Raw genomic sequence first — 19,525 nt, forward strand, 5'->3', positions numbered from 1 at the left:
TGATGCTCTGCAGAGCCTGCTATCACAGGGAATTCATTATTCAGCGGGAATTGCTGCCTGAAGGTTTTCGTCTTAATTGGGTGGCATTTAAGCCTGACAATTACCTTCCATTTTCCTGAAGGAGTTCTAACAAGTGTACCCATTTTTGTACCTTCATTTGAGGTACAGTGGGGATAGAGTTAGCAGCTATTAACGCTGAAGAACAGACTGATAAAGGATTCGATTGCTGGCGTCCCTACCAGGACTCGAACCTGGATCGGCCGCTTAGGAGGCGGCTGTTCTATCCGGTTGAACTATAGGGACCGGAGAAAAGGGTTCTCAAGTGTATACCAAAATAGGGGATTTCCCTGCGAGAACGCGTGTATATTAACGAAAATACCACGAACTCTTCAATAGTCTGGGTGCGATTGGCAGGAAAAAAATTGATATAACACAAATATATACGTGTGTTTTGAACTTGGTAAACGGAGTTCACGAACAGGGTTGAATCGGGTTACTATATTGATTGCCGATATAATGGACAGGTCGGTTCAAAGACAATCACCGGAAGATGAGGGCTATATGGTGAAGATATCGCAAAGGTGGCTGAAAGTTGGAGCCCTGACATTAATGCTGGGAGCCAGTGGGCAGGCATTTTCAGCGGCCAAGGTGTCGGAAGGAGACCCATGGGAAGGGTTTAACAGAGCCACGTATCGATTCAACGATACTGTGGATGCCTGGGTGCTTAAGCCTGTTGCACAGGGCTATGACACCGTGACTCCAGAACCGATTCAGGATGTAGTCAGTAACTTTTTCCGCAATCTCAGTGAGTTTCGGAATATTGCCAACTCTCTTCTCCAGTTCCGTCTGAAGGAAGCGGGCGAATCCGCCGGCCGTCTGGTTGTTAACAGTACTGTGGGCATGCTGGGTATGCTGGATGTTGCCTCCGGTATGGGGCTTGATTACCACTATCAGGATTTCGGCCTGACACTGGCCCAGTGGAACGTGCCTTCAGGTCCTTATGTTGTTGTTCCTCTGCTGGGGCCGCGTACCGTGCGCTCAGCTGCCGGTATCTACCCGGATATGCAGGCTTCTCCCATCACTCATATCCATGACAGCCGTGACCAGCTGATTACCCAGACTTCTGATCTTGTCAGCCTGCGGGCTTCGCTGCTCAAGCAGGAATTACTGATTGTTGGTGATGAATATACCTTTGTCCGTGATGCCTATCTCCAGCGCCGTGACTTCCTGATTACCGGCGAACTGCCGGAAGATGATTTCTAGATTCTGCTGATTTAACCGGAGCTATCAGGCTCCGGTCTCTTCCCCCTTATCTCATCATTTATCCATCTGCTTGCAGACTTTGGGCAGAGGGAGTAATGTCAAAATCATTATGATGATGTCAACAGAACCTAGTGCCGTGGTTGCCTATTCTTGGTCAGGCTCCTAGTATCTGCGGAACCTTTTGGCTCACCCCGGTATTTAAAGTGCTTATGTTGCAGTCCTGCCAAGATTTGTGGGCAGCCAGGGCTTGTTGTCCCCACCAGGGAGAGGAGAGGGTATGAGCAGGGACAATACACTGTTAGTGATTGATGATGACACGATAGTTCGCGAGAGTATTGTGGCCTATCTCAGTGACAGTGGTTTCCAGATCCTTGAAGCAGAAAACGGAGAACATGGGCTGGAGGTGTTTCGCGCCGAACAGCCTGATCTGATTCTCTGTGATCTCCGTATGCCCAAGCTGGACGGTCTGGGGGTATTGCGCCAGGTGCGGCAGGAAGCACCGGATACACCGTTTATTGTGGTGTCAGGTGCGGGTGTGATGGCTGATGTAGTTGAAGCGTTACGCCTTGGGGCCAGCGATTACATCATCAAGCCCATTGTTGATCTGGAAGTTCTGGAATATGCCATTAACCGGGCCCTGGATAATGTCGAGATTCTGAAACAGAATCGCCGCTATCGGGAAAGCCTTGAAGAGGCAATTGATTCCCTGAAAGAGAGTCTGGAAGTACTCAGGACTGACCAGAAAGCCGGGCGTCAGGTGCAGATGAAAATGCTGCCCCATGGTCCGCTGCAGTTCGGAGCTTACAATATTGATTACCGGATTATTCCCTCCCTTTATCTCAGCGGCGATTTTGTTGATTTCTTCCCGGTAAATGACCATTGCTTCGGCTTTTATCTGGCCGATGTGTCCGGTCATGGTGCGTCATCCGCTTTTGTGACCGTGCTGCTGAAGCATATGTCCATGTCTCTGCTGCAGGATTACCGGCAGAAAGGGAAAGAACTTCCGATTCAGCCTTCCCATGTCTTGTCCACAATCAACCGTAATCTCCTGGAAACAGCTCTGGGCAAGCATGTCACCGTATTTGGCGGTGTGATTGATACCCAGAAAAATACCCTGACCTATGCCCTAGGCGGGCACTTTCCCCTGCCCATGCTGAGTATGGGCGGGCAGAACCGTTTTCTGGAGGGTAAAGGGCTACCTGTTGGTCTGTTCGACAACCCGGAGTTTGAGGACGTAACGATTGACTTGTCCGGCCCTTTTACATTAACTATCTTCTCCGATGGTATTCTGGAGGTTCTGCCTCAGGACAGCCTGAAGGAAAAAGAGCAATACCTGTTGTCTGCGATTAATGAAGATGCTGACACGGTAGACAAAATTATGACCCGGCTCGATGTGCAGACCATGCATGAAGCGCCGGATGATATTGCGGTCATGGTGTTGGCTGGAAGGGTTTGATGAGCGCAGGAAAAATTCAGTATGCCGAGTCAGACGGCAGCTTTATTCTCAAATTTATCGGAGATGTGCGGCTGACCCTCTGTTCCGCACTTGATAAAACGCTGGAATCCATTCTCCAGCATCCGGGGATTCGTTCCGTCATTATTGATTTGACTGAAACCCAGGGAATAGACAGTACATCTTTGGGGTTGCTGGCCAAGCTGTCCATTCAGTCAAAGAAGCATTTTGGCTTTGTTCCCACCATTCTTTCCACCAGTGATGATATCAACCGTATCCTGATGACCATGGGCTTTGATCAGGTGTTTGTGATCGTTCGTGAAAGCAAAGCGGGCGAGGGGGTTGAACTGCTGAAAGATCTGCCCTGTGAAGAGTGTGGTGAAGACGAGGTTATGGATAAAGTGCTTTCAGCCCATAAAACACTGATGGAGCTGAATGAACATAACCGTCAGGCTTTTCATGATCTGGTCAGAAAGCTGGAAAATGATGATGAAAGTTAAAAGTATTTGAGAATAAAAGCCGGGTTTCAACCCGGCTTTTATTTGCTGACTGATTATCAGGCCTTGGCCAGTTCGGTCAGAGTCTTTTCCAGTTTTACCTGGTCAGCTGCGAAGTTGCGGATACCTTCAGCCAGCTTTTCAGTCGCCATTGCATCTTCATTCATATCCCAGCGGTAGCTGCTTTCGCTGACAGCGATCTTGCTCTCGGTGCTTTGAGGGTTGGCTGCATCCAGCTTGCGCTCCAGCGTTTCAGTGCTGTTTTCCAGCTCTTCCAGCAGGGCAGGGCTGATGGTCAGACGGTCACAGCCTGCCAGTTCAGTGATTTCACCAGTGTTACGGAAGCTAGCGCCCATCACAACGGTGTTGTAACCGTTTCCCTTGTAGTAGTTAAAGATGCAGGACACAGACTGCACGCCCGGATCTTCGTGGGGCAGATAACTCTCTTTGCCGGTGCTCTTCTTGTACCAGTCCAGAATACGGCCAACAAAGGGAGAGATCAGGTAAACGCCAGCATCGGCACAGGCACAGGCCTGGGCAAAACCAAACAGCAGGGTCAGGTTGGTCTGGATGCCTTCCTTCTCAAGTTTCTCGGCGGCACGGATACCTTCCCAAGTGGAAGCAATCTTGATCAGAACACGGTCTTTCTCAATACCTTCCTGAGCATACATATCGATCAGGCGCTGGGCCTTTTCGATGGTTGCGCGGGTATTGAAAGACAGGCGGGCATCAACTTCAGTGGAGATGCGACCGGGGATCAGGGAGACGATTTCCTTGCCAATCAGTACAGACAGTTTGTCAGTGGCATACTGCAGGCTGTCGGTAGAACCGCGGCCATACTGCTTGCCAAAAGCCAGAGCCGCTTTCACCTGCTCTTCATAGGCTGGCAGGGTTGCAGCCTTCAGCAGCAGGGTAGGGTTGGTGGTGGCATCCTGCGGACGGTAGCGACGGATAGCGTCGATATCGCCAGTATCGGCAACAACGGTGGTGAATGTTTTCAGTTGTTCAAGTTGACTTGTCATACCTGTTGTCCTGATTCCCTTGTTTCAAAGGAAATATCTTCGGAAAGACAGAAACTGGCAGCTTCCCGCAGTAATTCTGCGCATGAACCTGCCTTATGTGCGTGTTCGCTGAGGTGGCGGCGGAACCTGCGGGCTCCGGGCAAACCGTTGAACAGACCGAGCATATGGCGAGAGATATGATTGAGCGGATGCTTTCCGTTTTCTATATGATTTTTTGCATAGGGTATCATCTTTTCGATGATATCGTTGCGGCTGAACGAATTTTTTTGCGCACCGAAGATGCGTGGGTCGGCTTCAGCCAGAATCCAGGGATTGTGGTATGCCTCACGACCGATCATCACACCATCAAGGTGCTGAAGGTGTTCTTCGGTCTCGTCCAGAGTGGTGATGCCGCCGTTAACGATAATTTCCAGGTCCGGGAAAACCTGCTTCAGGCGCCAGGCCCAATCGTACTTCAGCGGAGGAATATCACGGTTCTCTTTCGGGCTGAGACCTTCCAGAATGGCAATGCGGGCATGAACAATAAATGTTTTGCAGCCGGTATCCGCCACCTGTCCGACAAAATCAACCAGCTCTTCCCAGCTTTCCCGCCCGTTGACACCAATACGGTGTTTGATGGTGACGGGAATAGAGACGGCATCCTGCATGGACTTGATGCAGTCAGCAACCAGTTTAGGCTCTTTCATCAGGCAGGCACCGATCATGCCATTCTGGACCCTGTCACTGGGGCACCCGACATTCAGGTTCACTTCATCATAACCCCACTGTTCCGCATACTTGCAGCTCTGTGCCAAGTCGCCGGTATCACTGCCGCCCAGTTGCAATGCAATGGGATGCTCAATATCGTGATAACGCAGGAACCGTTCCCGGTCGCCATGGATCAGGGCACCAGTGGTGACCATTTCGGTATAGAGCAGGGTGTGATGGGTAATCTGGCGCAGAAAATAACGACAATGGCGATCCGTCCAGTCCATCATGGGTGCGATGGAGAGTTTACGGCTTAAGGGAGCCGGGCTTTGCAGAGGCTTGGCAGAGACAGGGTCGGTAGTCATTAATTCAGCTGGGATTTGTAAGGTTATTGAAAGTGGGCGGCTACTCTATAGTGGGCACTGATTTTGAGCAAGTGCTTTTCATAGCGAACGCCGACACAAAGAGAATATTCATTTCAAGTTAACACTCCCGAAAAACACCGCCTATAGTGAATCTCGGTTCCTGTGCAGCAGTAGGTGTCGAAATGTTGTGTGTCGAATCCTGGCGTAAGCGGCACCTTCTGGCAGTCGTACAGGATTTTCCTGTTGTCCATACATGTGTTATCTGCCATGAGTTTTATCAACAGTCTTGCCGGTATTTTTGTTCTTCTCCTGATCGCCTGGCTCCTCTCGGAAAACAGGAAAAATATCCGATGGCGAACAGTCGGTGGTGCCTTGCTGATCCAGGGATGTTTTGCCGGTTTTGTACTGGCTGTGCCGATAGGCAAGGATGTGCTGGGCGGAATGTCGGCTGCGGTGCAGCAGGTGATGAACTATGCCAATGACGGCATAAACTTTCTGTTCGGTAACCTGGCTGATCCTTCCAAGGTGGGCTTTATCTTCGCGATCAAAGTTCTGCCGATGATTATCTTCTTCTCGGCGCTCATCTCTGTTTTCTACCATCTAGGTGTTATGCAGAAAGTGATTCAGTTCATCGGTGGCGGTCTGCAGAAACTGTTGTGCACCAGTCGTACAGAATCAATTTCGGCCACCGGTAATATTTTTGTTGGTCAGACCGAAGCTCCACTGCTGGTTCGTCCCTTTATTCCCAAGATGACGGAGTCGGAATTGTTTGCCGTTATGGTGGGTGGTCTGGCTTCCGTTGCCGGATCGGTAATGGCGGGTTATGCCAGCCTTGGGGTTGAACTGCGTTACCTGATTGCAGCCAGTTTTATGGCGGCACCGGGGGGCCTGTTAATGGCAAAGATGATTCTGCCGGAAACTGAAAAGCCTGATGAAAGCGCCAAGAGCATGGAGTCCAGCGAGCATGCCAACCTTCTGGATGCTGCGGCAACGGGTGCGTCTTCAGGCATGCAGCTGGCAATGAATGTGGGTGCCATGTTGCTGGCATTTATAGCTTTAATCGCCTTGCTGAACGGTGTTATTGGAGGTGTTGGCAATCTGTTTGGATTTGAGGAACTGACCCTTCAGGAAATTCTCGGACGAGTATTTTCTCCCTTGGCATTTGTTCTTGGGGTGCCCTGGGATGAGGCTGTTCTGGCCGGTGGCATGATTGGCCAGAAACTGATCGTGAACGAGTTTGTGGCATACATCGACTTTATTGAGGTGAAGGATACTCTGTCCTTCCAGACTCAGGCCATTATCACATTTGCTCTTTGCGGCTTTGCCAACTTTTCTTCCATTGCCATTTTACTTGGTGGTTTAGGGGTTATGGCACCAGAACGTCGGCCGGATATTGCCCGTCTCGGTGTGAAAGCGGTTCTTGCCGGAACACTCTCGAACCTGATGAGTGCGGCGCTGGCCGGACTGTTTATCTGATTGGCTCCACCGTGGGAGTGTTACCGGACGATGTATCTTTATGATGTCTTTCTGGCCACGGTGACGGGTGTGTTTATCGGAGTTTTATTTTCATGGCTGAAGCTGCCGATACCTGCACCCCACGGACTGGCCGGGGTTATGGGCATAGTAGGTCTGTTTCTTGGGCGATATGCCTACCTGGAATTTATGGCGATGATCGGCCGTCTCTGAAGAGGAGAAATAATGCCAACACCTCACATAAATGCTGCTCCGGGGGATTTTGCTTCCGTTGTGATTATGCCCGACGATCCGGTTCGGGCGAGGTTTATTGCTGAGCATTACCTTGAGTCAGCCAGGGAGGTGACATCAGTCAGGAATATGCTGGGTTTTACCGGACAGTATGAAGGCAGGGATGTTTCTGTTGTCGGTTCAGGAATAGGAATTCCCTCCATCAGTATTTATGCACGGGAGCTGTATGTTGAGTATGGGGTGGAAGCCATTATCCGTGTTGGGCGCTGTTCTGCCATACATCAGGATGTGGCTGTGCGGGATCTGATTCTGGCTATTGGTGCCTGTACCAGTTCAGGGGTTAACCGGCAGCGTTTTGCCGGTTGTGATTTTGCTGCAACCTGTGATTATGATCTGCTTTGTTCGGCCTCCCGGCTGGCTTATGAAAAGAAGATCCGCCTGCGGGCCGGTAATGTTTGCTCAGTGGATGCTCATCTTGAAAATGAATCAGCACTGAACAGGGCTATGGAGCGTATGGGTATTCTGGGAACGGAAATGGAAGCGGCAGGGCTCTATGGTGTGGCAGCCGAGTGTGGCAGAAAAGCTTTGGCGTTCAGTGTTGCCTTTCGGCATTTAAAAACTGGTGATGCCATACTGGAAGAGGATCAGGAGAAAAGCACCCGTAACATGATCAGCCTGGCCATGCGAACCGCAACCAGTTATTCACGGAAATAATCTCTTTCTCTATGTAGACTGAGTAGATAGCAAGGATGATCGGGTGGTTATGCCATGGCTGGCAAGTTTGCTCAGGTAAGCTCAATTGCAGCAATGCTGCTTCTTTTGGTTTCTTTTTCTGTTAAGGGAAATGACACGCCTCCTCCGGGGTACAAGTGGCGCTCCTGTCAGGTTGTTGAATGTTCTTTTCTTATTCCGGATGGTTGGAGTTTTGAGAAACTGGAAGGGGGTGATGTTCTGAAATACCAGATCATCAAAGAACGCTCCAATCAAAGCATTACCCCCAAGGTGCGGATAAGCATACTGCGTGACAGTGAATCCAGAACCGGGATGACTGTGGAAAGGCATCTGCAGTTATTCACCCAGGACTTGCAGCGGAAATCGAGGGTTCTGGAAACATGGAATAACAAGGCTGGAGTCCTGACCAGCCGAGCGGCAACATCGCTTCATTATTCCAATGTTGATAAGCCGGTTAAACAGTTCAGCCTTATGGTTGCAAATGACCGGACGGGAACACTTTACGTTTTCAGTTTTGAAGTACTGCCGGAAGCCTGGGAACGGGAGTGGCCTGTGGTCGAACAGTTCTTCTCCCGCTTGCGGTTTGATGACAAAATCTGAAGAGTTTTTTCTCAGGCAGGCACGTACAGCATCGAACCTGGCCTTTTAGAGAGTGGCTTCAGGCAGGTATCACTTCGCTGCAGTCGTTCCTGCTTCATCTCTGGGTTCCATGGTTTGATGCGGTTAAACTCCGGCAGGTTTTCTCCTTTCTCAAGTTGAAGAAAAACCGGAAGTGGCGTATTGATCTGCCCGGGCCACTGTTTCCTGGCTTCTTTACTGATCTTTCTTTCAGCGCTAATTGGATCAGGCCAGGTCAGGTTCGCCCGCAGGTGGGGGGCAAGAGGGCGCTTGATAACCACTTCACATGATTCGGTCATGGTTTCCACAAGACGGATATCTTCTGTTAACCCAAGGCTAGGTGTGAAGTTTCTGCGGATATGGTCAATGGCTTTATCACGTGTCAGTCTGACTGTGCCGTGGGTACCTGTTGCCCAGCTGAACCCAACCCGTCGCGGAGGTGTCTGGAAGAACTTCAGCTGGCGATAACACTGAACGAAATGGATATGCTGAATATTCAGTTTTCCGAGCAGACCTTCCCTTAATTCCTTTGAGCTGAGTTCGGTCATATCAAACCCGTGACCAAAGCAGGAGCGATAATTGACCATTGCCGCTTTAAAGTCAGTCTTGCTTTGATTGAGCGTTTGTCCAATGTCATAGGTTTCTGAAGAAATCCCAACCAGTCCGGTCAGTTTGATGGTTTCCTGACCGGGCTGGTCAGGGTTATAGGTCAGCTTCAGGCTGATTCGTGATGCCAGGGTTCTGCTGTCTTCAGATTCCCCATTTTCCTGATAAACCCAAGCTGGCAGCTGGTAGTCTTCCAATAATGCTTCTCGGAAGTCATCCCGACTTTCAATAAGTGCAATCAGTGAGTCCCTGACCTGGATACGGGCAGCTGTCTTGTTCTTCATAATATACAATCGTAAATATTTGCCAGTATCACCAAACTAACCGGATAAGCTTGGAGATGCCAGCGTTGTTTTATCAAGTTGGCTGAGCTGCTCAGTTCAAAGAAAAGTCGATATAGACAGGGCAGTGATCAGAGAGCAGTGAGTTTTTCCCTACCGCTTCGCTCCAGACATGTTCGGAGGCAGGGGGGGAGCGGAATGTACCTGCGATGATGATATGGTCGATCAGAAGACGGCTTTTATGGCGATTATGGATTTCTCTGGCGCAGAAGCTGTTCTTGTTCAAGGTCGGGCTGGTGATTTCATAACCCTGGCTGATGGCTTTCCAGAATTCCCCCTCGGTTTTCAGTCTTCTATTAAGGTCACCCAGGATAATGGCACTGGCTCCATTGCGTGAATAGGTCAGCAGCCAGTCCCGTATCGGGCTGACCAGACGCTTTAGCCTCAGGCATCCGGTTTTTTCCTGGGCCAAGCTTCCATCATGGCAGCCTGATGGCAGGTGCACACTCAATAGATGCAGGGGGTGTCCATTCGACATTAGGCTGATATGAACCCCGTTGCGCAGCCCGTCGTGGCCAAGATCGAGGGGGACATCAGAGTGCCTTTTCCAGGGAATATTCTTCCTGACAGTGAACCCTGCACGTTGTTCGCTGTCTCTATATTCGAGAATGGTCTGGAACTGATCAGAGGGAGCTATTTTCGCCATAATCTCTTCTGAGGCGACCTCCTGTATGGCCAGAATATCTGGGTTTAAGCGGATAAATTCCTTTCTCAGTGCCTGATAATCCTGTTCAGAGCGCCGTAAGTCAGAATTTGGCCTGAACTCAGGGCGCAACCACTCCAGATTCCATGTCGCCAAGCGGATACTGTCCGTATTTCGGGCATTCTGCCCAAGAGTTAGCGGCGCTATGGTCAGCAGGGCTGCCAAAATCAGCCATCGGGTAACCAGTCCATAAGACTTTTGGGGAACTTCTGACTCTAGTCGCATTCTAAGTTCATGTAGCAAATATGGCCGAGGGCCATGTTTCCATGCCCCGCACTCTTTAACTATAAGGGATGCCTTCCGGCGTTGCGCTGGAGTTGTGTCCAGGTTGTTTCAACCCCTGTTGGAGTAGTGAGTTTAGGTGGGACGGACTGAATTAACAGACAGGGACTAAGGGAGTGCAGTTATGACTCTGACTATTCGACTGATTAAAACCCGGAGGGAGAAGCGCCTTTCACAGCAGGCGTTGGCTGATCTTATCGGGGTATCCAGAAGCGCACTGGCGCAGTGGGAGACTGATATGAGTCGCCCAAGCCTTGATAACCTCCGCAAGATTGCAGAGATTCTTGATGTTTCATTTGAGTGGCTGGCCACTGGTCGTGGTAACCAGTACATCACGGTGAATGATGATGAAGTCAGCGATGATGAGCTTGACGATGAAATCAGCCGCCTTCTTCCCCGCCTGAATACCCGCCATAAAAAAGCCCTTCTCGACGTTATCAAAGTTATGCACTGATCCGGATGGATTGTTCTGCCGGTGGCAGAAGTGCGGATAAAAAAAAGAGCACATCAAGTGCTCTTTTTTTGTATCCGAGAACAGGGATTAGCTGTTTACGGATTCCTTCAGCTTGGCACCAGCCTTGAACTGAGGTACGCGAGACGCAGGAATATCGATTTCCTGGCCAGTCTGAGGGTTGCGGCCCTTACGTGCAGCTCGCTCAGCAACGGCGAAAGTGCCGAAACCGATCAGCTGTACAGACTCGCCGCGAACCAGGGCTTCTTGGGTGGCATGCAGAAATGCATTCACTGCCAGCTCAGCCTTGCTTTTGGGCAAATCTGCCTGTTCGGCTACTGCTTCGATCAGCTCTTTCTTGTTCATGTCGAGTCCTGGATGTTACTACAGCCAAAGTTGTGAGGTCGGCGATAATACACCAAAGAAACCGGGGCTGGTAGCGGTTGAATGGGAAAAAAACGCATTATTAGCGGTTAAACCGATAACCTGTTTATTAGATAGTCAGTCCATGGGCTTTTGTCAGGTCTCTTAACCGTTCTTTTTCAGGGGTGTAGTACTGTTGCGTTGTCGTTATTGCCTCATGTCCGGCAAATAAAGCGAGATCTTCGATATCCATATTTCTGGCAAGGTGTGATAGTGTCGTATGACGAAGAGAGTGAAAACTCTTGCTTAACAGCCGCCTTGCCAGCTCCGGATCATTATCAAATACTCGGTCAGCGCAATATTGCATAAACCCGCTGAACCATTTGCGTACCTGGCGTGGACTCATGCTTTTGAACACTCCGTTCTTTTTAACCGGATAAAGGCAGGGAGCCAGTGGAAAGGCATCCCGCTCAAAAGGTTCCGCGCCATGCAGGGTGCGGTACTGGATAATAGCCTGCAGGGCATTGTCGTTTATCGGCAGCTGTCTTAACCGGCGACCTTTACCGGAAATATAAAGTGTCAACTCCCCCATATTGTCCCGGCGGATATCCTCACAGCTATGACCAGTTAACTCCGACTGTCGTAAACCCAGGCCGTAGGCAATGCTGAAGATATATTTCAGGCGCGCTTTCTCCATACGCTCTGACCGGGTGGTTTCGGGGTACTCTTCAATAGCCCTGATAATGACCTGCCATTCATCTGCATAGAAGAAGCGGGATTCGCCATGTCCCCGGGCATGTTTCTCTCCGCTTTTATCAAAGCCATGTACCGGGTTGCCGGTCAGGTATCCCGTTGCCTGCAGATAACTGAAAAAACTGTTGAGTACAGTGACGATCTGATCAGTACTTTTTCCAGGTTTGATGGCGTTGGGGAAAAAGACTTTTTCGGGATTGCTCTTATCCATTCCCGGCTGTTGCCAGTGAGGCCAGGGGCTGTGAAGAAACATAACGTAGGCTTCAATATCGGCAACAGTGCACTCGCTAAACCCTCTCAGCCGTTCGCGACGCAGGAAGACAGTAAAACGCACCAGTTCTCTGGTGTAACGACGCAGGGTTTCCTGAGAGCGTCTGGCCGCTCTTCTGAGAAAAAGGGAGAGGGCATCCTGATCATTGCTGACACCAAGTTTATTGGTATCAGGGTTGGAAGAAGTTCTCAGCGATATCTCGCTGAAATCCGAGTTGGCTTTTAGATCTGGCAAGTTCATTCGGGGACTTTAACAAAACTGCCATGGAAAAGTCTTGGTACTGATTTCTGCCTATTCTTTCGTATCGATCAGGGGGGCAGAAGAACAAGCATGAAAGCAAATATCGGCAGTATGGGGTTGTTTGTCTTATTGGGTATGGTTGGCTTCTTTGTAAATGCAGGCTTAAGGAATTACTTGGTGTTGTGTCAAAATGACTTGAGTGAAAACAGGGTTTTAATTGGCAGTGCAAGTGTGAATGATGACTGTCAATCATTGCATGCAGCTATCGCTTTTCAGGGGATTTCAGGTGTTACGGGTTATGAGGGAATTGGAACAATTGATATCGAGACAGGCAAGGATCGATTAACACATATAACCACGGACGTCGGTGGCGAAACACCCATGAGGAAGACTGATGGCCAGGCCCCAGTGGACAGTCTTTTGAGGAAATTCTTTATGAAAAGCACAGAGTGTGAATATGACGCACTATTTTGTGCGCCAGATCAATCGAGTGTTGCTTTCAGGTTGCCTGAGTTGTTGATAGAGAAAATGAACCCTGCTGGAGATGGAAAAGAACCAAAGGATGATTATTCTGTTGACTCAATTTGCCTCAGTCACTTCTCAAAACAGTTAACTGATGTTGGGCTTAATAACGGGAGACTTTATCTGGAACACACTGAACAGACCGAATTTTATCCAGAGGGTTTTCTGCCTATTTCAGCCAGAAGTACGCAGGATCTTATTGAACTCTTAATAGTGACACTCAATCTCCAAAATCTACATACATCACATATGCAAAGTGTTAGGCAGGCAGAACAGAGGCGGAAGGAAATAGGTTTGCGACAGGCTTTAGTGCGACCAGTTCGACCTCCAAACCTTTGGCAAGATCCGAGGTTTACATCTGGAAACAGCATCCCCCCTCCTATGCATTGGTTCCGTCCAGTTATTCCGACAAACCAAATGATGGCAGCTGCTGTAACAAACTTTGCTCATTCAAGACCGCAATTATTAAACCATCCTGCAGTGATGGCTCCGCAGATGACGCCATTTCATTTGATGCCGGTGAATGCACGCAGCCTTGTACCTGCTTTACAGGCCGTTACTCTGGATGACCGAAGGGCGAATGATTTGATGTATCCACCCGTTATGGGTCACCAACGGCATGCAGGAGCTAGGAAGTCTGGAGGAAATCCATCATCGCGTCATTAAAGGCGGCGGGTTGGTCAATTACAGTGGCATGTCCGGAATTTCTAATGGTTACAAGGGCAGCATCCGGTATCCTGCGGCAGATTCGGCTGGCTGCTGATGGGCTGAAGAAGTCATGTTCACCGCGAATAACCAGGGTTTTCGCTCGGATATCTTTCAATCTGGGCCAGAGGTTGGTATTGACCAGGCAGTGAATAAGACGGGCAATCACTTCCGGCTTGTTTCTGCTCCAGAAACGATAGGCATGTTTTCTAAGGGAGGCTTTGGTTTCCCCAGGCAGAAGCTGCCATAACATTAAGCGGGCCGTCAAAGTCATTGGCATATGCGCAATAACCCGGCGCAGGGGCAGCAGGCATTTCATAAATGGAGAAAGACTTCCCAGTGAAGGGGCGGTGTTAACCAGTATTAGTCTTCTTACACTTCCTGAATAGCTTGATGCCATGGCCATGGCGATCATACCTCCCATGGAAATACCCATCAGATCAAAGTAAGGAATATTCAATTCGTTCATCAGGGTATGAAGATCTTCAGCCATGGCAGGGACACTGAACTGGCTGTTATGTCCGGTTTTGCCATGTCCTCTGAGATCAACCAGGATAACCTGTCTATCCTGGCACAGGGAAGGAAGTTGCAATAACCAGTCCCTCTGGCTGGATGCAAGACCATGGACGAGCAATATGGGAGTGCTGTTACCGGGCTTTCCGACTACACGATAGAACAGGGGTAATCCATTAACCCATGAAATTGGCATTGGTGGAGCTCTCTTCTCTACTTATGTCAACAGAACTTGGCTTATCGACTTAACTTGCTGGCCTGCCGGCCGCTTCTGCGACCGGGCAGAGAAGAGAAGGGCAGTGATCAGGCATTGTCTTTCTTATTTATGTTAGACGGTTGGTGTGTACCTGCCTCTTTTCCCCAGACATCTTTCAGACGGCTGTCCCGTCCGCAGCTGGTGCGGTAAAAGGAGTAGCGAATAGGATTCTTTTTGTAGTAATCCTGGTGATAATCCTCTGCCGGATAAAAGGTACCCAGTTCACTGATCTCGGTATGAATTTTCGTAAATCTCTTTTGATCCTCGAGTTTTTTCAGTGAAGCTTTTGCCAGCAGCTCCTGTTCCTTGCCGTTAAAGAAGATCCCGGTGCGGTACTGCTCACCGATGTCGCAGAACTGTTTGTTCCTGACTGTCGGATCAATACTGCGCCAATAGGTATAGAGCAGCTGTTCGTAGGATACCTTCTTCGGATCGTAAATCACTTTGACCGCTTCCGTATGGCCGGTAATGCCAGCCGATACCCTGGGGTAGGTCGGATTTTTCTCATGACCGCCGGTATAACCACTGATGGCCTCTTCAACACCGTCCAGCTTTTCAAAATCGGATTCGGTGCACCAGAAACATCCACCGGCAAAAACAGCCTCATCGGCAGATGCTGTATTAATGCTTCCTGCCAGTGAGAGCAGAAAGGCGGATAACAAAAATTTTCTGTTCATAGTATATCTCCATATGTTTTCTACTCTTACGTATAGGTTTAGCTGGTAGATTCATTTGTAAGAGGAAAAAGACAGGAACACCCCCCTGGTGAAAAAGGAATTTGGCTTAATTGTTCTACAGGTGTAGCCTAAGATCTAATGGCCAAAAGATTTGAATTTCCCTTTCTTATCAAACCGTCTTTTTCACCCGGGCCTGTTTGTGTTTCTGCCGGTTATAGCTTGGCCCTCCACGTTAACTAAAAACAAATGATTGAGTAATTATGAGATACATCCTGCTGCTTTTGGCTGCCTTGATGAGCGGGTTGGTGAATGCGTCTGATGTGGCATCTTTGGGCCTGACCAGTGCGCCGCTGTCTATTGCCTGCATTGCTGTTTTTGTTGTCGCTTATACCGCTGTGATTTTTGAAGAGAAGCTTCACCTTCGAAAGTCGAAACCGATGCTTTTGTCCGCCGGGATCATTTGGGTTCTGATCGCCATACTCGTAGAAAACAGCGGTGGCGATCGTCACAGTATTGAGCAGGCGGTAATGTTTGACCTTGAAGAGTATGCGGCACTGCTGCTGTTCCTGCTGGTGGCTATGACTTATGTAAAAGCCCTGGAAGAGCGGGGCGTGTTTCAGGCCTTGCGGGCCTGGCTGGTGCTACAGGGCTTCAGTTTCAGGGCTTTGTTCTGGGTTACCGGTGCTCTGGCATTCTGTATATCACCAATTGCAGATAACCTGACTACGGCTCTGGTTATGGGGGCGGTTATTGTTGCCGTGGGGCAGAAGCGAAAAGATTTCGTGGTGCCCGCCATGGTCAATGTTGTTGTCGCGGCCAATGCCGGTGGGGCATTCAGCCCGTTTGGGGATATTACCACCCTGATGGTATGGCAGGCTGACAAGATTCAGTTCTTCGATTTCTTCAGTCTGTTCCTTCCTTCGCTGGTTAACTGGATAGTTCCTGCTGTCTTGATGACGCCGTTTATTCCTAACGCTCACCCTGAGCCTGTGTCCGGGCATGTGCGAATGAGTCAGGGAGCTATTGCTATGTGTGGTCTGTTCCTGATTACCATCGCTTTGGCAGTGACTTTTGAACAGATGTTCGCCCTGCCTCCCTTCCTGGGAATGATGACTGGCCTTTCTCTGTTGATGTTCTACACATGGATTTTCCGCCTGCGTACCGGTGGTTATTCAGAACATCAGGAAGTCTATGTGCGCAAGTACGGTGAGCTGGATACTTTTGCCAAGATCGCCCATGCGGAGTGGGATACGTTGTTCTTCTTCTTTGGGGTTATGTTTGCAGTCGGTGGCTTAAGTTATCTCGGCTATCTCCAGTTAATGTCTGCCACCATGTACGGGGATGTTGGGCCGTTTATCACCAATGTTCTGGTCGGTATTGCGTCAGCCATTATCGATAACATACCGGTGATGTTTGCCATTCTCGATATGAGCCCGGAAATGAGTCATTTCCACTGGCTTCTGGTAACTCTGACAGCTGGCGTGGGTGGTAGCCTTCTCTCTGTTGGATCTGCTGCAGGTGTTGCTTTGATGGGGCAGTCTCGGGGGACTTATACCTTTATGGCCCATCTCCGCTGGAGCTGGGCAGTAGCCTTTGGCTATTTTGCCAGCATTGGTGTGCATATGCTGGTTAATGGCTGATGGGGGCTACCCGACTATAGAGTTAATCAAAGAAAGCCCGCCATTAGGCGGGCTTTCTTTATGCAACAAACAGCCATGAGCAGGAAATGCCCACCTCGAAAAATAAAAATGCGGAGAGCATTTCCATGGTAAATTATTCCTGAATAGATGAGTCGTGGCGGGTTTAGCCTTATAATCCGCCGATTATATTTCTTCAGTATTGAACAGCACTATGACAGTTCGCACTCGAGTTGCTCCTTCTCCTACCGGTGATCCTCACGTAGGTACCGCTTATATCGCTCTGTTTAATATGGCTTTTGCCAAGAGTCAGGGTGGCCAGTTCCTTCTGCGTATTGAAGATACCGACCAGGTGCGCAGCACCAGGGAATCTGAACAGCAGATTATGGAATCCCTGCGCTGGCTGGGTCTGGACTGGGATGAAGGTCCGGACAATGGCGGCCCCTGTGGTCCTTACCGTCAGAGCGAACGGCGTGATATCTATGACAAGCACGGTAAAGAGCTTCTGGAAAAAGGCCATGCCTTCCGTTGTTTCTGCAGTTCTGAACGTCTGGATGAGCTGCGCAAAGAGCAGGAAGCCAATAAAGAAGGTTCCGGTTATGACGGTCGCTGTCTGCACCTGAGCGAAGAAGACGTGCAGGCCAAGCTGGATGCCGGTGAGCCTCACGTTATCCGGATGAAAATTCCGGAAGAGGGCACCTGCAAGATCAACGATATGCTGCGCGGCGAAATCGAGATCGACTGGAAACAGGTGGATATGCAGGTGCTGGTTAAGGCTGACGGCATGCCAACCTATCATCTGGCTAACGTGGTTGACGATCACCTGATGGGCATCACCCACGTAATCCGTGGTGAAGAGTGGATCAACTCTGCGCCCAAGCACATCCTGCTGTACCAGTACTTTGGCTGGGATATGCCGACTCTGTGCCATATGCCGCTGCTGCGTAACCCTGACAAGAGCAAGCTGTCCAAGCGCAAGAACCCAACCAGCATTACTTACTACCGTGATATGGGCTTCCTGCCGGAAGCTGTGGTGAACTACCTGGGTCGTATGGGCTGGTCCATGCCTGATGAACGTGAGAAGTTCACAGTTGTGGAAATGATTGAGAATTTCGATATCAATCGTGTTTCCCTGGGCGGTCCGATCTTTGATCAGGAAAAACTGTCCTGGTTGAATGGCAGCTGGATTCGTGAAAACCTGTCTGTTGACGAATTTGCTGAGCGTCTGCACGGCTGGCTGCTGAACGAACAGTACATCAAGAAGTTCCTGCCTTTTGCCAAGGAGCGTTCCGAGCATCTGTCTGATTTCGCACCCATGGCTAACTTTATGTTCAGCGGTATGCTGGATCTGCAGCCAGAAGCTTTCGCTCACAAGAAACTGGATGAAGATCAGGTGAAGAAGGTTCTGCAGTTTGCCCTGTGGAAGCTGGAAGCTCAGCGTCAGTGGAATAAAGACAATATCTTTGGTGATATCAAAACCTTGGCCAAGGATATGGGCTTTAAGATCGGTGACTGCATGCAACCAATCTTTGTGGCGATTGCTGGTACCCCCAACAGCTGGTCTGTAGTGGACTCTATGGAGATCCTGGGGCCGGATATGAGCCGTGCCCGTCTGCGCCATGCCATCAATATTCTGGGTGGTGTCTCCAAGAAGCAGATGAAGAAGATGGAAAAAGAGTTTCGTACACTGGGGCAGGAAGCTCAGGCCTGATAGCTGAGTAAATGCATTAATAAAAAATGCCCGGTTTATGCCGGGCATTTTTTTTAGCCACTCGAGTGGTTAGAAGTGGTTGGCTATATAGCGCCCGGCCACCATTCCAGCTCCGACAAGACCAAAACCGGTCAGTGTACATAGGGCTGGTATATAGAGAGGAGCGTAGAGGGCACCAGCGGTTATAAAGGGAACACCAACATAGGCAGCTCTCTTGTACCACAGGCCAACCTGGTTCCAATCTACTTTTTTCAATCCTTGGGTAATCTTGCCGGGGATAGCGGTGATGGTATTGTCATCAATGGTGCCATTCAGATAGGAGATGCCTAGCGTTGCAGCACCAATCGCGCCAAGAACGGCACCAACACCTGTAGCCATCGGTGTAACTACAAAGCCCAGGAAGGCACCCAAACAAACAGAGCCAAGAGCTGCTCCTCCTATGACCATTGTTCCAGCAGGACTGGTGTTATGTACATAGTCATCATAAATCGTTGATGAGCCTGTCGTACCTGGGTTGGTTATGTTTACTCTTGATATCTGGCCATCCATAGTGGTTCCCTCATGTCGATAAAGTCTAAATCTCTGAACTTGGACACTTTTTCGGGGATCGAGTTCGCAATGATTAGCTATAAAAAGAGGTGGCTCCTGCTTGACAGGTTATAAGCAGCTCCATAGAATGCGCTCCGCACTTCGGCACTGATCAACGCCTTCCTCGGCAGAGATGAAAGTCGAAGGGTGTGATAAACACCAGGCAATATGGGGCCTTAGCTCAGCTGGGAGAGCGCAACACTGGCAGTGTTGAGGTCAGCGGTTCGATCCCGCTAGGCTCCACCAAATCTTCTTTGGACGCTTTTTTGAAGAAGTCATGTGTCCCGTTCGTCTAGTGGCCTAGGACACTGCCCTTTCACGGCAGTAACAGGGGTTCGAGTCCCCTACGGGATGCCATATTAAGGATCTCTGATCCGGGTATTGGCTCTTGCGGCTTCGGAAATACGTAGTTGCAAGAAAAGATGGTGCCGTTAAGATGTGCGCCATCCTTTGACGCGGAGTCGTCACAAAACACTCCAGTACGGGAATAGCTCAGTTGGTAGAGCACAACCTTGCCAAGGTTGGGTCGCCCAGAGTTAAGGGGGTAAGTCTCGTTTCCCTGCGC

The 19,525-nt window shown here is 49.8% G+C and carries 20 protein-coding genes and 3 tRNA genes; 13 read left to right on the plus strand and 10 right to left on the minus strand.

The features are described from left to right. Positions 1 to 227: 227 nt before the first annotated feature. Positions 228 to 303, minus strand: a tRNA-Arg gene (locus M3P05_RS19450). A gap of 198 nt (positions 304 to 501) precedes the next feature. Here M3P05_RS19450 and M3P05_RS19455 point away from each other — a divergent pair. The 3 genes from M3P05_RS19455 to M3P05_RS19465 all read left to right on the plus strand — a co-directional run bounded on the left by M3P05_RS19455 (position 502) and on the right by M3P05_RS19465 (position 3,216). Beyond that, entirely contained in the window at positions 502 to 1,263 is a 762-nt protein-coding gene (locus M3P05_RS19455; protein WP_249701784.1) for an MlaA family lipoprotein, read from the plus strand. A gap of 277 nt (positions 1,264 to 1,540) precedes the next feature. Beyond that, the gene (locus tag M3P05_RS19460; RefSeq protein WP_249701785.1) at positions 1,541 to 2,719 is read left to right on the plus strand and encodes a SpoIIE family protein phosphatase; all 1,179 of its coding nucleotides are present in this window, start codon (positions 1,541 to 1,543) and stop codon (positions 2,717 to 2,719) included. Next, positions 2,719 to 3,216, plus strand: coding sequence for an STAS domain-containing protein (locus tag M3P05_RS19465; RefSeq protein WP_249701786.1), 498 nt, complete (start codon positions 2,719 to 2,721; stop codon positions 3,214 to 3,216). Before M3P05_RS19460 ends, M3P05_RS19465 begins: the two co-directional genes overlap by 1 nt. 56 nt (positions 3,217 to 3,272) lie before the next feature. On the opposite strand, the gene tal is transcribed toward M3P05_RS19465, so the two are convergent. Together tal and dusA are read right to left on the minus strand one after the other, a co-directional pair. Then, entirely contained in the window at positions 3,273 to 4,235 is a 963-nt protein-coding gene (gene tal / locus M3P05_RS19470) for a transaldolase (RefSeq protein WP_249701788.1), read from the minus strand. After that, complete coding sequence (gene dusA / locus M3P05_RS19475; protein ID WP_249701789.1) at positions 4,232 to 5,287, minus strand: tRNA dihydrouridine(20/20a) synthase DusA; 1,056 nt, start codon at positions 5,285 to 5,287, stop codon at positions 4,232 to 4,234. The genes tal and dusA overlap by 4 nt, the downstream gene beginning before the upstream one ends. Positions 5,288 to 5,554: 267 nt before the next feature. Between dusA and M3P05_RS19480 the strand changes: the two genes are divergently transcribed. The 4 genes from M3P05_RS19480 to M3P05_RS19495 are packed head-to-tail and all read left to right on the plus strand — an operon-like array spanning position 5,555 to position 8,323. After that, positions 5,555 to 6,763, plus strand: coding sequence for a NupC/NupG family nucleoside CNT transporter (locus M3P05_RS19480; RefSeq protein WP_249701790.1), 1,209 nt, complete (start codon positions 5,555 to 5,557; stop codon positions 6,761 to 6,763). Positions 6,764 to 6,793: 30 nt separating this feature from the next. Next, positions 6,794 to 6,973: a XapX domain-containing protein gene (locus tag M3P05_RS19485; protein WP_249701791.1), complete on the plus strand. Its 180-nt coding sequence runs from the start codon at positions 6,794 to 6,796 to the stop codon at positions 6,971 to 6,973. Between the two features lie 12 nt (positions 6,974 to 6,985). Next, complete coding sequence (gene deoD, locus M3P05_RS19490) at positions 6,986 to 7,705, plus strand: purine-nucleoside phosphorylase (RefSeq protein ID WP_249701792.1); 720 nt, start codon at positions 6,986 to 6,988, stop codon at positions 7,703 to 7,705. A 54-nt stretch (positions 7,706 to 7,759) separates the two neighbouring features. After that, complete coding sequence (locus M3P05_RS19495; RefSeq protein ID WP_249701793.1) at positions 7,760 to 8,323, plus strand: hypothetical protein; 564 nt, start codon at positions 7,760 to 7,762, stop codon at positions 8,321 to 8,323. Between the two features lie 11 nt (positions 8,324 to 8,334). On the opposite strand, the gene M3P05_RS19500 is transcribed toward M3P05_RS19495, so the two are convergent. Both M3P05_RS19500 and M3P05_RS19505 read right to left on the minus strand, forming a co-directional pair. Then, positions 8,335 to 9,231, minus strand: coding sequence for a hypothetical protein (locus M3P05_RS19500; RefSeq protein ID WP_249701794.1), 897 nt, complete (start codon positions 9,229 to 9,231; stop codon positions 8,335 to 8,337). Positions 9,232 to 9,322: 91 nt separating this feature from the next. Continuing rightward, the gene (locus M3P05_RS19505) at positions 9,323 to 10,216 is read right to left on the minus strand and encodes an exonuclease/endonuclease/phosphatase family protein (RefSeq protein WP_249701795.1); all 894 of its coding nucleotides are present in this window, start codon (positions 10,214 to 10,216) and stop codon (positions 9,323 to 9,325) included. Positions 10,217 to 10,397: 181 nt separating this feature from the next. Here M3P05_RS19505 and M3P05_RS19510 point away from each other — a divergent pair, with 181 nt between their 5' ends. Continuing rightward, the gene (locus M3P05_RS19510) at positions 10,398 to 10,727 is read left to right on the plus strand and encodes a helix-turn-helix transcriptional regulator (protein ID WP_249701796.1); all 330 of its coding nucleotides are present in this window, start codon (positions 10,398 to 10,400) and stop codon (positions 10,725 to 10,727) included. Between the two features lie 87 nt (positions 10,728 to 10,814). Here the strand turns inward: M3P05_RS19510 and M3P05_RS19515 are convergent, their stop codons facing one another. Together M3P05_RS19515 and M3P05_RS19520 are read right to left on the minus strand one after the other, a co-directional pair. After that, positions 10,815 to 11,090 (minus strand): HU family DNA-binding protein, encoded by a 276-nt coding sequence (locus tag M3P05_RS19515; RefSeq protein ID WP_249701797.1) that lies wholly within the window; start codon positions 11,088 to 11,090, stop codon positions 10,815 to 10,817. Between the two features lie 127 nt (positions 11,091 to 11,217). Beyond that, positions 11,218 to 12,351, minus strand: a complete 1,134-nt coding sequence (locus M3P05_RS19520) for a tyrosine-type recombinase/integrase (RefSeq protein WP_249701798.1) — start codon at positions 12,349 to 12,351, stop codon at positions 11,218 to 11,220. Positions 12,352 to 12,441: 90 nt separating this feature from the next. Here M3P05_RS19520 and M3P05_RS19525 point away from each other — a divergent pair, with 90 nt between their 5' ends. Further along, entirely contained in the window at positions 12,442 to 13,539 is a 1,098-nt protein-coding gene (locus M3P05_RS19525; RefSeq protein ID WP_249701799.1) for a hypothetical protein, read from the plus strand. Here M3P05_RS19525 and M3P05_RS19530 read toward each other — a convergent pair. After that, positions 13,502 to 14,287: an alpha/beta fold hydrolase gene (locus M3P05_RS19530; RefSeq protein ID WP_249701801.1), complete on the minus strand. Its 786-nt coding sequence runs from the start codon at positions 14,285 to 14,287 to the stop codon at positions 13,502 to 13,504. The genes M3P05_RS19525 and M3P05_RS19530 overlap by 38 nt on opposite strands. Positions 14,288 to 14,394: 107 nt before the next feature. After that, complete coding sequence (msrA, locus tag M3P05_RS19535; protein WP_249701802.1) at positions 14,395 to 15,024, minus strand: peptide-methionine (S)-S-oxide reductase MsrA; 630 nt, start codon at positions 15,022 to 15,024, stop codon at positions 14,395 to 14,397. A gap of 260 nt (positions 15,025 to 15,284) precedes the next feature. Here msrA and nhaD point away from each other — a divergent pair, with 260 nt between their 5' ends. Continuing rightward, positions 15,285 to 16,664, plus strand: a complete 1,380-nt coding sequence (gene nhaD, locus M3P05_RS19540; RefSeq protein ID WP_249701803.1) for a sodium:proton antiporter NhaD — start codon at positions 15,285 to 15,287, stop codon at positions 16,662 to 16,664. A 211-nt stretch (positions 16,665 to 16,875) separates the two neighbouring features. Then, on the plus strand, positions 16,876 to 18,372 hold the full coding sequence (gltX, locus tag M3P05_RS19545) for a glutamate--tRNA ligase (RefSeq protein WP_249701804.1): 1,497 nt from the start codon (positions 16,876 to 16,878) through the stop codon (positions 18,370 to 18,372). Between the two features lie 69 nt (positions 18,373 to 18,441). Here the strand turns inward: gltX and M3P05_RS19550 are convergent, their stop codons facing one another. Then, the gene (locus M3P05_RS19550) at positions 18,442 to 18,921 is read right to left on the minus strand and encodes a hypothetical protein (protein ID WP_249701805.1); all 480 of its coding nucleotides are present in this window, start codon (positions 18,919 to 18,921) and stop codon (positions 18,442 to 18,444) included. Between the two features lie 209 nt (positions 18,922 to 19,130). Between M3P05_RS19550 and M3P05_RS19555 the strand changes: the two genes are divergently transcribed. Both M3P05_RS19555 and M3P05_RS19560 read left to right on the plus strand, forming a co-directional pair. Continuing rightward, positions 19,131 to 19,206, plus strand: a tRNA-Ala gene (locus M3P05_RS19555). Positions 19,207 to 19,241: 35 nt separating this feature from the next. Further along, positions 19,242 to 19,317, plus strand: a tRNA-Glu gene (locus M3P05_RS19560). Positions 19,318 to 19,525: the final 208 nt, after the last annotated feature.

The organism is Parendozoicomonas callyspongiae (assembly GCF_023502345.1).
Classification (GTDB): domain Bacteria; phylum Pseudomonadota; class Gammaproteobacteria; order Pseudomonadales; family Endozoicomonadaceae; genus Sansalvadorimonas; species Sansalvadorimonas callyspongiae.

Bases quoted from the DNA above. Each gene is read 5' to 3' on its own strand.
- M3P05_RS19525 (WP_249701799.1), top strand. From the start codon at position 12,442: ATGAAAGCAAATATCGGCAGTATGGGGTTGTTTGTCTTATTGGGTATG.
- M3P05_RS19515 (WP_249701797.1), bottom strand. From the start codon at position 11,090: ATGAACAAGAAAGAGCTGATCGAAGCAGTAGCCGAACAGGCAGATTTG.
- M3P05_RS19520 (WP_249701798.1), bottom strand. From the start codon at position 12,351: ATGAACTTGCCAGATCTAAAAGCCAACTCGGATTTCAGCGAGATATCG.
- nhaD (WP_249701803.1), top strand. From the start codon at position 15,285: ATGAGATACATCCTGCTGCTTTTGGCTGCCTTGATGAGCGGGTTGGTG.
- deoD (WP_249701792.1), top strand. From the start codon at position 6,986: ATGCCAACACCTCACATAAATGCTGCTCCGGGGGATTTTGCTTCCGTT.
- M3P05_RS19500 (WP_249701794.1), bottom strand. From the start codon at position 9,231: ATGAAGAACAAGACAGCTGCCCGTATCCAGGTCAGGGACTCACTGATT.
- M3P05_RS19510 (WP_249701796.1), top strand. From the start codon at position 10,398: ATGACTCTGACTATTCGACTGATTAAAACCCGGAGGGAGAAGCGCCTT.
- tal (WP_249701788.1), bottom strand. From the start codon at position 4,235: ATGACAAGTCAACTTGAACAACTGAAAACATTCACCACCGTTGTTGCC.
- msrA (WP_249701802.1), bottom strand. From the start codon at position 15,024: ATGAACAGAAAATTTTTGTTATCCGCCTTTCTGCTCTCACTGGCAGGA.
- M3P05_RS19550 (WP_249701805.1), bottom strand. From the start codon at position 18,921: ATGGATGGCCAGATATCAAGAGTAAACATAACCAACCCAGGTACGACA.
- gltX (WP_249701804.1), top strand. From the start codon at position 16,876: ATGACAGTTCGCACTCGAGTTGCTCCTTCTCCTACCGGTGATCCTCAC.
- M3P05_RS19530 (WP_249701801.1), bottom strand. From the start codon at position 14,287: ATGCCAATTTCATGGGTTAATGGATTACCCCTGTTCTATCGTGTAGTC.
- M3P05_RS19480 (WP_249701790.1), top strand. From the start codon at position 5,555: ATGAGTTTTATCAACAGTCTTGCCGGTATTTTTGTTCTTCTCCTGATC.
- M3P05_RS19465 (WP_249701786.1), top strand. From the start codon at position 2,719: ATGAGCGCAGGAAAAATTCAGTATGCCGAGTCAGACGGCAGCTTTATT.
- M3P05_RS19460 (WP_249701785.1), top strand. From the start codon at position 1,541: ATGAGCAGGGACAATACACTGTTAGTGATTGATGATGACACGATAGTT.
- M3P05_RS19505 (WP_249701795.1), bottom strand. From the start codon at position 10,216: ATGCGACTAGAGTCAGAAGTTCCCCAAAAGTCTTATGGACTGGTTACC.
- M3P05_RS19495 (WP_249701793.1), top strand. From the start codon at position 7,760: ATGGCTGGCAAGTTTGCTCAGGTAAGCTCAATTGCAGCAATGCTGCTT.
- M3P05_RS19485 (WP_249701791.1), top strand. From the start codon at position 6,794: ATGTATCTTTATGATGTCTTTCTGGCCACGGTGACGGGTGTGTTTATC.
- dusA (WP_249701789.1), bottom strand. From the start codon at position 5,287: ATGACTACCGACCCTGTCTCTGCCAAGCCTCTGCAAAGCCCGGCTCCC.